Source organism: Pseudomonas sp. EYE_354 (assembly GCF_023148575.1).
Lineage (GTDB): Bacteria > Pseudomonadota > Gammaproteobacteria > Pseudomonadales > Pseudomonadaceae > Aquipseudomonas.
In genome coordinates this window covers 68,328-82,525 of record NZ_JAHXNQ010000004.1, presented here as the reverse complement: position 1 = coordinate 82,525, position 14,198 = coordinate 68,328, and the positions used below count along the sequence as shown (strand labels likewise).

Here is a 14,198-nt window from a genome sequence, read left to right as displayed (position 1 = left end):
ATGCGCCCAGCTGAACCGGTTACAGGCTTGATTCTTTCCGGCGGCGGGGCGCGAGCGGCGTATCAGGTGGGGGTATTGGCGGCGATTGCCGAGTTGTTGCCGCCGGGGGCAGCCAATCCGTTTCCGGTGATCGTCGGCACGTCGGCCGGTGCGATCAACGCCGTGAGCCTGGCCAGCGGTGCGATGGACTTCAAGGCCTCGGTGCAACATCTCACCGCGTTCTGGCAAAGTTTTCGCAGCCATCAGGTGCTGCGCAGCGACTGGCCGGGCGTGGTGCGCCAGGCCAGTCGTTTCCTGATCCACAGCCTGTTTGGCTTCGGCCGCCAGTTTCCAGTGGCGTTGCTCAACAGTTCACCGCTGCGCGATTTGCTGCAGGACAAGCTGCACTTGGCCGGCATCGACGAGGCCATCCGACAAAAACACCTGCATGCGGTCGCTGTCACCGCGTTCGGCTATGAGTCGGGGCAAGCGGTGACCTTCTACCAGGGCGGCGGCAGCATCGACGCGTGGTTACGCCACCGGCGTATCGGCGTGCCCACCCAACTGACGGTTGAACACCTGTTGGCCAGTTCGGCGATCCCGCTGTTGTTTGCCCCGGTGAAACTCGACCAGGAATATTTCGGCGACGGTGCCGTGCGCCAGTCAGCCCCGATCAGTCCGGCCCTGCACCTGGGCGCCAGCCGCGTATTGGTGGTGGGTGTCAGCGGCAACCCACGGGGTAATGAGCCGGCGATACAACGCAGTTACACCGGCCAGCAACCGACCCTGGCGCAGATCGGCGGGCATATGCTCAACAGTACGTTCATCGACAGCCTGGAAAGCGATATCGAACTGCTGGAGCGCCTGAACCAGTTCAGTCACTTGCAGCCTGCCGACAGTGCCGCGCGCGGCCTGGCGCCGGTCGATGTGCTGGTGATCGCGCCGAGCCAGCCGATCGATGAAATCGCGGCGCGGCATCGCCAGGAATTGCCGGCGGCGTTGCGTCTGTTCTTGCGTGGGCCTGGGGCGACCAAGACGAGCGGGGCGGGGGTGTTGAGTTACTTGCTGTTCGAGGCGGGGTATTGCAGCGAGTTGATCGAGTTGGGGCGCAGTGATGCGTTGGCCAAGCGTGACGAGATCACCCGATTCCTGGGGCTTGACCCGAACTGAATGCGGAAGCTGGCAAGCCAGCTCCCACAGGGGCCGCGTCCCACTTTTAGAAGTGGTATTTGACCAGGAAGCTTGCGGTGTCTTGCGTCGTTTTGAACGCGCCGGAATCTTCGATCCCGTACTTGTTCTTCCAGTAGTCGTATTCAAAGCCGACATACAGTTGTTTGTCGCCCCAATGCAGCGCCTTGCCCAGGTCATATTTGACCTGCGGGTTGAAGTGCAGGTTGGCGTGGTAAGTGCCGCGGGCGTTCTTGTCGTTGTCCACCACCCAATCCATAAAGCCGTCGATCACGATGTCGGAATTGCCCACCGGCAGGGTGTACGACCACACCGGAGTGATCTGCCACACACCGTCGCCGGCGCGATTGCCTTCGGTCTGGCGCTGGTAGAAGTTGAGCTGGAAGTAGTCGAAACCGGGGATGTTCAAATCAAAGCCGGGACCGACCAGGTACGACTCGTTATCGCCTTCGCCGAACTCGTAAGTGAGGGCCAGCAATACATCCTTGATCGGGCCGAAAGACAGGTCCTTGTCGAGTATCTTGCCGAATGACAACCGTGGGCTGATCTCGCCGTAATAGGTGCTCGGGCCGACGTTGCCGTCTTCCTTGCCGTTGTAAAAGATGCGGTCGACGAACACAAAGTTGTCGCCGTACTTCCACGCGTCGGCGTGTTCGAAGGTGACGGTTTGCTGGATCTGCGGGTTGACGGTAAAGCTCTTGCCCCACAGGTAGGTCAGGCTGTTGTTCTGCCACTGCAATAAGTCACCGGCCACGGCCTGGCCGCCGGCCAGCAGGGATCCTGCCAACATCAGGCCTTTGAACATAGGTTTCATTCGGTTGCTCCCGAGTTAAAGTTTTATGGTTTTTCTTTTACGCAGGCGCTCTGGTGTGGCGCCTTTGGGTTCGCTGAAAAACTCGTCTGATTGGTCAGCTTTATGGCTACAGCAAAAGCCGCGCCAAGGCGGTAAAACCACCGTCGATTCAAGCGGGCGCGGAGAATACTGGCTCCCAGGTTTGGGCTCAAGTGCGCCGTTACAGCGCGCACGCGGCGACAATGGGGCATGCTTTAGCTGTGGGCGTGCCCAACGGCAACGCGCTCAGCGCCGCCGAGGATGTTGAACAGGATGTTCAGCGACAAGGCGCTGAGGGTGGCCATGGCGATGCCGCTGTGGGTGATCGGGCTCATCCACAACGGCAACTGCGCGAAGAACTCCGGGCGCACCACGGGAATCAGGCCCATGCCGATGCTCACCGCCACCAGCAACTGGTTGCGGCGGTCGGCGATGTCGGCTTCCTGGAGGATCTTGATCCCCGTGGCCGCGACCATGCCGAACATGGCAATCGCCGCGCCGCCAAGTACCGCCGGCGGGATCGACGCCACCAGGTACGCGGCCTTGGGCAGCAGGCTGAGCACAATCAGGAAGGCGCCGGCCATGATCGTCACCGAGCGGCAACGCACGCCGGTCATCTGCACCAGGCCGATGTTCTGGGCGAATGAGGAGTGGGTAAAGGTGTTGAAAAAACCGGCGAAGAACGACGCGCCGGCATCGCACAGCAAGCCACGGCGCAGCATCCTGGGCGTGACCTCCTGATCGGTGATTTTGCCCAGGGCGAGGAACATGCCGGTGGACTCGACAAAAATGATCACCACCACCAGGCACATCGACAGGATGGGGGCCAGCTCGAATGTGGGCATGCCGAAATGCAGCGGCGTCACCACCTGCACCCACGGCGCCTGGGCCAGGCCACTGAGGTCGACCATGCCGATGGCCCCGCACAAGGCGTAGCCCAGGCCCATGCCGATCAGCACCGAAATATTCACCCAGAAGCCGCGCATAAAGCGGTTGATCAACAGGATGGTGGCCAGTACCAGAGCGGCGATCGCCAGGTAAATCGGCGACCCGAAGGTGGCTGCCGCGCTGCCGCCCCCGGCCCAGTTCACGGCCACGGGAAACAGCGACAGGCCGATGGCGGTGATCACGGTGCCGGTCACCAGGGGCGGGAAAAAACGTACCACCTTGGACATGAACGGCGCGATCAGCATGCCGAAGAACCCGGCGGCGATGGTCGCGCCGAAGATGCCCTGCAGGCCGATACCGGGCATGCCGGCCATGGCGACCATGCTGCCGACGGCGGCGAAACTGGCGCCCATCATCACCGGCATGCGAATGCCCACCGGGCCGATGCCGAACGATTGCACCACGGTGGCGATGCCGGCGACCAGCAGGTCGGCGTTGATCAGGAAGGCGATTTCTTCACGGCTCAGGCCCGCAGCCTGGCCGATGATCAGGGGGACGGCGACGGCGCCGCCGTACATCAGCAAGACGTGTTGCAGGCCTACCAGGATCAGTTGCAAGAGAGGCAGCCGCACCATGGCGGGCACGGCAGAAGTCTGCGGTTCTAACTGGGACATGCAACACCTCGAATCTTTTTATTGTTGTGTTGGTTGGAGCGCGTTTTCTATGGCAACGCAAACCCTGTGGGTGCGGGCAAACCCGCACCACCGGATTTGCATCAGGCTGTCAGTTGGTACGTGCCCCTTGATTGATCCAGGTGCCGATCAAGTCCCGCTCCTGCTGGGTCATCTGCGTGATGTTGCCCAGCGGCATGATCTGGCTCGCCACGGCCTGTGCTTGAATGCGCGCCGCTTGCTGCTGGATCTGCGCCGGCGTATCGAACATCACGCCGGCCGGGGCGGTGCTGAACAGCGGGCTGGTCGGCTTGGCCGAGTGGCACACGGTGCAGCGTTGTTCGATCACGCTGTGGACCTGGGCGAAGTCCGTGGTGGCCTGCGCGGGTGCGGGTTCCACGGCGGGTGCGGCAGGTGCGGCGGGTTTCACGCCACCGCCCAATGCCGTTTCCGGCAGTGGCTGGTACTCAATGGCTGCCGGTGCCTTGGCAATCGGCTCGGCCGGCTTGGGCCCGGTGACGTACGCCAGGCTGATCATCGCCAGGGCGCCAACCGGCAAGGTCCACGCATATTTCTGGCTGTTGTGCCGGGTGTTGAAGTAGTGGCGCACCAACACCGCCGCCACCGCGATCCCGGCCAGGATCAGCCAGTTGTATTGGCTGCCGTAGGTGCTCGGGAAGTGGTTGCTGATCATGATGAACAGCACCGGCAAGGTGAAATAGTTGTTGTGGCGTGAGCGCAGCAGGCCCTTGGCCGGCAGGGCCGGATCCGGGGTGCGGTTCTCGGCGATGGCCGCCACCAGCGCGCGTTGCGCCGGCATGATGATGCGGAACACGTTACCCACCATGATGGTGCCGATCACCGCACCCACGTGCAGGTAGGCGCCACGGCCACTGAACACTTTGCTGAAGCCGTAGGCCGCCGCAATCAACAGCACGAACAGGATGAAACCAAGCAGGGCAGGGCGTTTGCCCAGGGCCGAGTCGCAGAGAAAGGAGTAGATGAACCAACCGGCGAACAGTGAACCGATGCCCAGCAAGACGCCTTCGGTGCCGCTCAGGCTGCTGCCGGGGGCGAGCAGGTACAGCGTCGGGTTGAGGTAGAACACCACGCACAGCAGCGCAACGCCTGACATCCAGGTGAAGTAGGCTTCCCATTTGAACCAGTGCAGGTTGTCCGGCATGGTCGGCGGCGCCAGTTTGTATTTTTCCAGGTGGTAGATGCCGCCACCGTGGATCGCCCACAAGTCACCGGCCAGGCCGCTCTTGGGGTTGACGCGATTAAGGTTGTTTTCCAGCCAGACAAAGTAGAAAGAAGCGCCGATCCAGGCGACGCCAGTGATCATGTGAACCCAGCGCACGCTAAGGTTCAGCCATTCCAACAGATGTGCTTCCACAGTCTTTACCTCTCGCCTGTCACCCTTGTTGTCGGGTGATCCGGCCTTCTCTTATTGGTGGGGGGCGAGGATCAACCGCTCATCCTCTTTGAAAAAATGCTCATCGCAGTTATTGCCTGTGCCACTGCGATCAACCACCAGGAAGTCATCCCGCTTTTCGATCGTCAGCACCGGGTGGTGCCAGACGCCGCGATGGTAATTAATGCCCTGCCTGCCGTTGGTAACGAAGGCGCGGACCAAGCCTGATACAGGTGCATCGCCAAGTGGCGCGACCACGATCAGAAAGGGGTTGCCGAGCAGCGGAATGAAGGCCTGGCTGCCCAGCGGGTGTCTCTCCAGCATGCACACGGTCAGCGGCATCTCCAGCGCATCGGCGCGGAAGATGCTGATGATTGCGTTGTCCTCAGGCTGTGCGGTTTCTACCGTTGCCAGCTTGTGAAAGCGCATGGTCGAGCCGTTGTTGATCATGAAGTGATCGCTGCCGTCGGTTTCGATAACGTCTCCGAAAGGGGCGAAGGCTTCTTTGGTCAGCGGTTCGATCATCAATGTGCGCATGGCTGTCTTCTTATCTTGTCTATAGATCGTTCCCACGCTCTGCGTGGGAACGCTGCCTGGACGCTCTGCGTCCGATCGGGTGTTATTTGGAGACCTTGCCCAAAACCCGCAGGCGGCTCACACCGCCATCCGGGAACACGTTCAGGCGGATATGGGTGATCGGGCCCAGTGCCTTGATCTGCTCGGCGAAGGTGTGTTCGGCGTGCATTTCCAGTTTCTGCGCCGGCAGCAGTTCGCGCCAGAACAGCGATTGGGTTTCGATCTGGCTGTCGGTGCCGCCCTTGACGAAGGCGCCCTGGATCGAGCAGGTGTCCGGGTAATTGCCTTTGAAGTGCAGGGTGTCGACGATGATTTTTTCCACCTCGCCTGGGTGGCCCAATGCGACGATCACCCAGTCATTGCCCGGGGTACGACGACGCGCGGTTTCCCAGCCATCGCCCATGTTGACGCCACGGCCTGGGTTGAGGATGTTGCTCATGCGCCCAAAGTGCTCGTCGGAGCAGGCCAGCGCGCGGCCACCATTGAGTGCGGCTGCCAGGTCAACTTGTTCGTTGTCGCCCACCGAAGACCAGTCGCGGTACGGCACGCCGTACACACGCAGACGGGCCACGCCGCCATCCGGGTAGATGTTGAAGCGCAGGTGGCTGAAGGCCTGGTCGTTGTTGATTTCGTGGTAGTGGTGGCTGTTGCCTTGCAGCTCGACGGCCGACAGCACTTCGGTCCACTGAGTGTTTTCGTCCGGCTCGCCCGAGGTCAGGAAACAGGCTTCCAGGGAGGCCGACGGCGGGAAGTTGCCGGTGAAGAATGAAGTGTCGATGTCCACGCCCTTGATCGAACCCGGTACGCCGAGTTGAATCACCGCGCTGTCGTAGCCTTCGAAGCGCTTGCGGCGAGACTCCCAGCCGTCCATCCACTTGCCGTTGTCATCGAAAACGCCCTCCTTCCACACGGCCGGGGTCGGCTGGAACAGACGGTTGGCGTCAGCAAACCAGTCGTCGGTCACCGAGAGAATCTTGGTGCCCAGACGGGCATCGGCCAGGTTGACGAATTTTTCGAAAGGTAACGGTTGCGCTTTCATTCTTCTTGTCTGCCTTAGATAGAGTGGCTGGGGATGGTCGTTTAGAGGGTCAGTAAACGGAACAACGCGATCTTGTTGATCTCGTCCAGCGCGCACTTGAACTCGGTGTCTACCGAGTGGTGAATGCGCGTTTCGAACGCGGCCAGGATTTGATGCCGGTTGCTGCCTTTTACCGCCATGATGAAGGGAAACTTGAACTTGGCCTTGTAGGCCTCGTTCAGCTCGGTGAAGCGTGAGAACTCTTCGGCCGTGCAGTGGTGAATCCCCGCGCCAGCTTGCTCATCGGTACTGGCTTGGGTGAGTTGGCCCTGGACGGCGGCTTTGCCGGCCAGGTCCGGGTGAGCGTTGATCAAGGCCAGCTGGCGGGCATGATCGGCACTCAACAGGATGTCGCTCATGCGCTGGTGCAGGGTTTCGATCTGGTCGATCGACGCATCCTGGCCCAGGTCGAAGGCCTTTTCGGCCACCCATGGCGAATGTTCGTAGGTATCGGCGAAGGCGGCGACGAAGGCATCGCGGCTCAGGGTCGATGGCTTGAGGGTCTTGAACGCCGTCATTTCGCCGCTCCCGTGTACGGGTGGGTGTCGTGCCAGTGACGGGCGATGTCCACACGGCGGGTGAACCACACCTGCTCATGACTTTTGGCGTATTCGATAAAGCGCTTCAATGCGGCCAGGCGCGCCGGGCGGCCGATCAGGCGGCAATGCAGGCCGATGGAGAGCATCTTCGGCGCCTCGGCCCCTTCGGCGTAAAGCACGTCGAAGGCATCCTTTAGGTACTCGAAAAAGTCATCACCCTTGTTGAAACCCTGCACCTGGGTGAAGCGCATGTCGTTGGTGTCCAGGGTGTAGGGGATCACCAGGTGCGGCTTGCCGGTGGGGGTGTCAGGTTCCCAGTAGGGCAGGTCGTCGTCGTAGGTGTCGCAGTCATACAGGAAACCACCTTCTTCCATCACCAAACGACGGGTGTTGGGGCCGGTGCGTCCGGTGTACCAGCCCAGGGGGCGTTCGCCGGTCAGCTCGGTGAGGATACGGATGGCTTCGAGCATATGCTCGCGCTCCTGGGCCTCGTCCATGTACTGATAGTCGATCCAGCGGTAGCCGTGGCTGCAGATCTCGTGGCCGGCCTCGACCATGGCACGGATCACATCCGGGTGGCGCTGGGCAGCCATGGCCACGGCGAAGATGGTCAGCGGAATATCGAATGCTTTGAACAGCTTTAAGATGCGCCACACGCCGGCACGGCTGCCGTATTCGTACAGCGACTCCATGCTCATGTTGCGCTCACCCTGCAACGGCTGGGCCGAGACCATTTCCGAGAGGAACGCTTCGGATTCTTTGTCGCCATGCAAAATATTGCGCTCGCCACCTTCTTCGTAGTTGAGTACGAAAGACAACGCGATGCGTGCCTTGCCCGGCCAGTGGGGGTGAGGAGGGTTACTGCCGTAACCGATCAGGTCGCGTGGGTAGTCAGCGCTCACTGCAGTCTTCCTTCTTGTTCGTGGTAGCAAGTGCGTGGCAGCCAGCGGAAAGACCTGGTGGCGTCACAGCGATGGGCTGATTGTATACAACTTGATGCGCACTTTGTAAGCCTGTATTTCTGCATTTTTTCCAGGCGCTTGTCACGGTATGCACCTGCAAGAAACTTGCCCATCTGGTCAGTAAATGGATGAAAGGTTGTTTAAAAGCAATGCTTAGTGGTCATTTATCGTTAAGACGGCGCGCCAAACCTCTGCGAAAAACTTTGTGGTTTTTATTGTGTACAATTTTTATGAAAAATGTCTTAATCAGCCCGTCGCCGATTTTTTGTGCCCTGTAAAGGGGCGGCCTTTTCACTCGACTTAACGGAGCCCCGTGCCATGGGACGACTGACCACACACGTACTGGATGCTGCCCACGGCTGCCCCGGCAGTGCCATCCAGGTAGAACTGTACCGCGTCGATGGCGCTCAGCTCGAACTGGTCGCCAGCGCCGTGACCAACAGTGACGGCCGTTGCGATGCGCCGTTGCTGCAAGGTGATGACTACCGTAGCGGCGTTTACCAGTTGCAGTTCAGTGCCGGCGACTACTACCGCGCCCGTGGCGTGCAATTGCCGCAGCCGGCCTTCCTGGATGTGGTGGTGCTGCGTTTCGGTATCAGTGCCGAACAGGATCACTACCACGTCCCTCTGCTGATTTCGCCTTACAGCTACTCCACTTATCGCGGTAGCTGAGCGTCACCTCGCTTCACACCCCCAAAGCTCTTCGTTGGTTTCGCCCGCGCACACTGCGGGCTTTTTTTCGTCGGCCGCCAGCCTCCGCAGCACCTGCCTGACGCCATCTATGTAACGCCAGCCGTGCGCGTCGGCCGCCTAACCTGCGCTTTTCAAGCGAAGAGCGAATGCAGGCATGGAACCCGAACAGTTGCTGTCTACGGAAAACGACCCAGGGGCACAGGCCCACCCACCCGGTGGCCGGGCCTGGTGGGAGCGGGTATTGAGCGAGCGCCTGCAGACCAGTGCGCACCCCAGTCACCTGCTCAACCGGTTGTATGACGCTCAGAGGCGCTGCGCCGCGCATGCCCACGTCCTGCAGCAGGCGCTGGTGCGTTCGCCGCGCATCAGTCGACTGATCCGACAGGCTCTGCGCGAAACCTTCCAGACCGATCCCGACGCGTTGCGGCTCAATGTGCCATTGACCCGCCGCGACCCGCCCTGGCGTCCCAGCTTGACCGACACGGTGATGCGTCTGCTCGCCGAGCGCAGCTGTGCCAGGGCCGAGCACCTGAGTGAACAGGCGTGCCGGGTCGGGGCGCTGGCCGACAAGGTGTTGGATGAGGTGCTGGATGAGGACCTGCTGACGCGGATCGAAGCCGCAGCACCGGCGTACTGGCAGGTATTGGCCGAAGGCGACATGTGTTCACGCCGTCAGCGCTGGTGCGCGTTATATAAAACCTACGTGGCAGACCATGCGCTGTTGGCCCATGCGTTGAATCAACTTTCCGACACGGGCCTGGCCATGCTGATGACCCTGGTTGAGGCGCCCACGGCCCAAGCGCGCACGCGGGCCGGCGGCGCGCGCGCCGGGTTGCAGGTGGCCGACGTGGTCTGCCCGGGGCAGGTCAACAGCCTGACTGTGTTCAGCGGTGCGCTGCATCTGTTCTATGCCGGCGACACTGCCGATACGCGCCAGGTGCTGTTCCTGCCGGGCTTGGACCCGCTGTTCTATGAGTTCAGCACGTACGCGCACTGGCAACGCGATTTTCCGGCGCTGGCCCAGGCCCATTGGGGACGGTTATGGGGCGTGCTGCCCCTGCGTGATCGCCACCGGTTGCCCGATTGGAACATCAACGGGCGCGCGCCGATGAGCGCAGGCCACCGGGGCACGCTGATCACAGACGATGCCCTGGCCCACAGCGCCGAGGCGTTGTTGCAGGTGCAATGGGACAACGAACTGGCCACATTGCTTGAGGTGAACATCGCCTACCTGTTTCCCGACAATGCCATCAAGGGGACCGCCATGAGCCCTGCCGAGCGCTTGTTGCATGTCGAGCAAGGGCGCAGCGCCGCCTGTGTGCAGCCCGGCTTGAAAGCCGTGCTGGCGCAGTTGCTGGAACGTGACAGGCAGCGCCGGCGCCTGGAAATCAGCTTCGCCAGCCTTTCGACACGCCTGCCGTTGCGCACCTGCGAAGCCAAGGTGCGTCGCCACGAGCAGGCCTTGCAAAGCCTGCTTGATCCGCTGGATCCCGGCCGGGAAAGCCAGGACTTCGGCACCGTCGTCGCGCTGCACCACCAGTGGCAACAGGCACGTGCGCGCTGCGCCGCGTTGCTTGATGGGCATGAAGAGCGTCTGGATGACCCGGCGTTCTGGCGCGCCAAGGGCGGCGGGGGTGACAGCGTGGAGCAAAGCCTGCTGGCCGCCCGTGGCTCGGCGCTGGTGGCCGAAGCCCAGCTGCAGCATCGTTTGAAGCGCATCGATGGTCTTTTGCTGGCGCGGATCAGCGCCGTGGTGGATCCGCCGGCGCGCGCGCGTGAGGCTGACCGCAGCCAGGTACTGGCGCTCAGCATCGGCGGCCAAACCCAGCCCAGGTACTCGCTGGTGGGGGCGTTTGTGGTGGCGGGAGGCGCTGAGCCCGGCGATGTTTCCGCCAGCCAGGCGGTGTTGTTGTACGTGCCGGGCAGCGAGGGTGGCCTGCAACGGTTCAGGTCCCTGGCGGTGCTGTCCCAGCGCGTGCAGGCCAGTTTCACCGCGGGCGAACCGGGCGCGCTCTGGCACTGCATCGCGCGTGGCCAGCGCACTGCCGCGCGCGCCTGGGTCCAGGGCCTGGCTGCACAGAGTGTGCCGGTGGTGTCGTTCGAAACGATCGACGGTGATGCCATGAAGGCCGGGCTGCAGGCACAGCTCGCCGCCTTCGCCGAGGCGCGCGAACGCCTGCAACGCAATGAGCGGTTGTTCAGCGAGGTGAGCGACACGGCGCTGGCGATGCGCCTGTTAGCGATGGAAACCTCCCGGAACCTGCAGGTGCCGTCAAACGACGCCCGCGAACGCGCGCTCAGCAACATCGAACTGGTGATTGCCGCTGCGCGGCTCAGCGCGGCGCTGCCGGTCGGCACGGTGGATGCGCCGGCGTCGGTGCGCAAGCAGCGCAGACGACTGTTCGTGCGGCAACAACACAGCGCGCTCAACCTGCAACGCTGGCTGGTCAGGCACCTGGGGGACGTTGAGCATTTCGGCCGTCAACGCTTGATCCGACAACTGACGCAGGACGGGGTGTACCCGCAGGTGAATATCGACACCCCGCTGTTCGATGTACCCGACGATGTGAGCATGGTCTGGGCGGGCCATCCCGAGCGCCTGCCCGGTGAGGCCGGACCGAAAACCGTGGTCAGTCCCCAGCGCACCACCTTCAGCTTTGTGCAACTTGCGCTGCATAACCTGGACCCCGAAGCACCGTGGACCCGCTGGCGCCTGAACCACATGAAATGCCTGGACCCGGCCTGGCGGGCGCGCTTGAACGTGGACTACCTGATCAGGACCATCGCCGCCCTGGATATCGGCGGCCACTACGAGCGCAAGATTTTCCAGGTGTGTTATGGCGAGGACGGCATGGCAGCGACGGCCCAGGCCGCGCCGCTGTTGCATGAGTTGTTGCGCAGGCCGGTTCGGCGCGAGGCGAAACTGCAGTTGATCGATGCCCGGCAGCGCGCGCTGAGCGACAAAGGTGTGCGTTTGTTCGAGCAGGCATTGAAGGCGGCGTCTAGGCCGGGACGGGCTGCTTCGTCGTTGTCCGTGGTCCGGCTGGAGGCGCTGACCTTACCGTGGGCGCGACACATCGCCGGGATGGTGGTCATCCAAGACCGCCACAGCCCTCATTGCCTGCTGTATTGGCCGCAGGCCAACGGCTTACCGACGCTGACCGAATACCCCGACCTCAATGCCTTGCGTCAGGCCTTGGTGGCGCAAGGGCAGACGAAGGAGGCCCTCGCCGCGTTGGCCAGCAGTGTCGCCGCCGGCTCCGAAACCGAAGCACTGGCCAGCTACCCCGGCGAGCTCAGGGCACAAGTGGAACCAGCCTCGCGTTGGCGCTGCATGCTGGAGCGCTCCAGACTATTCACGCTTTCGTCGGTGCTCGGCCCGGCCGTGGCGGTGGGCAGATGCCTGTATCAATGGTTCCAGACCAAGCGCGTATTTCCGGCGACGACCCTGAGCGAGATAGAAACCGAACTGCACGAGCAGCGCGACGCTGATCCGCAACAATGGCTGGGGATCAGCGCCACGAACGCCGAGGACATGCTCGGGCTGCTGGCCCACGCGCACGTGCTGCAGGTGCAGCGTCAGGCGCGCGCCGAATCCAATTCCAGGCACAGCCTGCAAGCCTATCGCGCCTGGCGCCAGGATGAAGCCACCGCGCGGGTGACCCGTGGGCTGCTGGCGCTGATACCGCTGGTGGGGCTGGGGGTGTTGGCTTATGAGGCGCTGGTGGCTGCGCGCCGGTTTTATCACAGTGGCAGTGCCGACGATGCTGTCGAGTTGGCCATCACCCTGCATCAAGTGCTGATCGAGGTGGCGCTGACGTTTGTGCCGGTCAAAGGGGCAGGCGCGGTGGCCAAGCCGCTGACGGGCGCGTCTGGACGCTTGATGGGCTCGGCGTTAAGGCACTTGCGTCGCGGTTATCGCAGGCTGGGCACCCTGGCTGTGGGGCCGCCGCCGTCGCCCATCCGGCTCAAGGGCGTGGACCTCTATAAGCTGCCCGGCGCCGCCAGCGAGGCCATCGAGCTGAAGGCGCCGCTGGACAAGGGCACATTCATACGCAACGGCGAACACTATGTGCCCGACGCCAACGGCCAGCGTTTTGGCGTCTACCAGCGTGAAGGCGAGCAGCGGTTGCGTTTCAGAAACCGGCAGACACCAGGAGAAAACGAGCTGTTCGTGTACGTCGAGGAACCACGGGATTGGTTGCTGGGCGCGGACCGGTTGGAGCCACAGCCGGGGACCAGTGCCGGCGCGGGGCCTTTCTGGCAGCCCACCCCGTCGTCCACCCCGGTCAGTTGGGCCCCGCCCTCGCAGTATCTGGCCGGAGACCTGACAAAACGCGCCCACAACCTCACCAGTTACTGGCGCGAATGGGGGCAGGCGCTGGACGCCGCCCAGGTCAGGGAGTTGGTGCCGGACAAACGGTTGTACATCGCCGATGGGCGACGAGGGGCGCTGCTGAAAATAGGCGAGCACTATTACGACACGCTCCCGGCCGGCGCCCAGTCCCAATCCGATGTGGTTTTCCTCAAGCCCAGGGGCGAGCTCATGCAGAGCATCGATCAGTTGACCCGCTGCCTGAGTGAGAACCTTCCCCAGCAACCTGCGCCTTTCACCTTTGGCGAAGACCTGCGCTGGACGGCGCGCGAACCGCTGTTCAGTCAGCCGCTGCCTGCTTCAATGGGCGCGCGCTTCCCGGACCTGACCCCCTCAAGCGTTCAGCAGGTCACGCGCCGTTTGGTGGAGCTGGCCGATGCGGGCACCGCTGTGACCGGTACCCGCCTGTTGAACATCCGCGCGGCGCTGAATAAATGGACGCCTCGCAGCGTAGGCGCAATGGTTGAAACCGATGATTTGCTGACCATGCTGCGGCCGCTGAGCCCACGCAAGAAAGGCACGCTTTATGTCGGCGCGGACACTGAAGTGGGAGGCTTCGAACGGGTGGACTTCTACCTGCCTGCTGCCCTGGACGTAAAGTTATTCAGCAGGCGCACTGGTGACAGGGCGACCACACACGCTCGGGTAACCGCCAGCGCCGATGCGGTCAGCGATGTTCTCAGGCGCCAGGGGTTTGTGGTCAAGCGAGTGCCCGTTCCACACCATCCTCAATACCTTCACTTGGACTGCACGCACCCGGCATCTGGTAACCGGTATTTCGTGTTGATCAAATGGTTGGACGGTCGAAGCCTTTCCATGAAGCTCGGCAGAGAACGCGCGATGTCGCATGCCTGGCTAATGGATAAGAGCAGATTGCACCCGGACATCTACAAGCCATTCCAGGCGGCCCAGGAGCAGGGGCGGCTGGTCAAACTGTTCGCGGGGATCCAGAACGTCAACCCGCCCACCGTGTACTTCATCAGGCCGGCCGACCTGCCATAGG

At 62.5% G+C, this 14,198-nt stretch carries 10 protein-coding genes; 3 read left to right on the top strand and 7 right to left on the bottom strand.

From position 1 onward, the window contains the following. Positions 1-1,149, top strand: coding sequence for a patatin-like phospholipase family protein (locus KZX66_RS06855; RefSeq protein ID WP_248077817.1), 1,149 nt, complete (start codon positions 1-3; stop codon positions 1,147-1,149). Between the two features lie 46 nt (positions 1,150-1,195). On the opposite strand, the gene KZX66_RS06850 is transcribed toward KZX66_RS06855, so the two are convergent. The 7 genes from KZX66_RS06850 to puuE all read right to left on the bottom strand — a co-directional run bounded on the left by KZX66_RS06850 (position 1,196) and on the right by puuE (position 8,067). Next, positions 1,196-1,981: an outer membrane protein OmpK gene (locus KZX66_RS06850; protein WP_248077816.1), complete on the bottom strand. Its 786-nt coding sequence runs from the start codon at positions 1,979-1,981 to the stop codon at positions 1,196-1,198. A 233-nt stretch (positions 1,982-2,214) separates the two neighbouring features. Next, complete coding sequence (locus tag KZX66_RS06845; protein ID WP_248077815.1) at positions 2,215-3,561, bottom strand: nucleobase:cation symporter-2 family protein; 1,347 nt, start codon at positions 3,559-3,561, stop codon at positions 2,215-2,217. A gap of 109 nt (positions 3,562-3,670) precedes the next feature. Further along, on the bottom strand, positions 3,671-4,954 hold the full coding sequence (locus KZX66_RS06840; protein ID WP_248077814.1) for a urate hydroxylase PuuD: 1,284 nt from the start codon (positions 4,952-4,954) through the stop codon (positions 3,671-3,673). A gap of 51 nt (positions 4,955-5,005) precedes the next feature. Next, complete coding sequence (locus tag KZX66_RS06835; protein ID WP_248077812.1) at positions 5,006-5,509, bottom strand: ureidoglycolate lyase; 504 nt, start codon at positions 5,507-5,509, stop codon at positions 5,006-5,008. Positions 5,510-5,591: 82 nt separating this feature from the next. Next, entirely contained in the window at positions 5,592-6,587 is a 996-nt protein-coding gene (alc, locus tag KZX66_RS06830; RefSeq protein WP_248077811.1) for an allantoicase, read from the bottom strand. A 41-nt stretch (positions 6,588-6,628) separates the two neighbouring features. After that, entirely contained in the window at positions 6,629-7,144 is a 516-nt protein-coding gene (uraD, locus tag KZX66_RS06825; protein WP_248077810.1) for a 2-oxo-4-hydroxy-4-carboxy-5-ureidoimidazoline decarboxylase, read from the bottom strand. After that, the gene (puuE, locus tag KZX66_RS06820; protein ID WP_248077809.1) at positions 7,141-8,067 is read right to left on the bottom strand and encodes an allantoinase PuuE; all 927 of its coding nucleotides are present in this window, start codon (positions 8,065-8,067) and stop codon (positions 7,141-7,143) included. The genes uraD and puuE overlap by 4 nt, the downstream gene beginning before the upstream one ends. Before the next feature lie 378 nt (positions 8,068-8,445). Between puuE and uraH the strand changes: the two genes are divergently transcribed. Together uraH and KZX66_RS06810 are read left to right on the top strand one after the other, a co-directional pair. Next, positions 8,446-8,799 carry a hydroxyisourate hydrolase gene (uraH, locus tag KZX66_RS06815; protein ID WP_248077808.1) on the top strand — a complete coding sequence of 118 codons (354 nt, stop codon included), beginning with the start codon at positions 8,446-8,448 and terminating at the stop codon, positions 8,797-8,799. Positions 8,800-8,974: 175 nt separating this feature from the next. Then, complete coding sequence (locus tag KZX66_RS06810) at positions 8,975-14,197, top strand: DUF6543 domain-containing protein (RefSeq protein WP_248077807.1); 5,223 nt, start codon at positions 8,975-8,977, stop codon at positions 14,195-14,197. Position 14,198 lies beyond the last annotated feature (1 nt).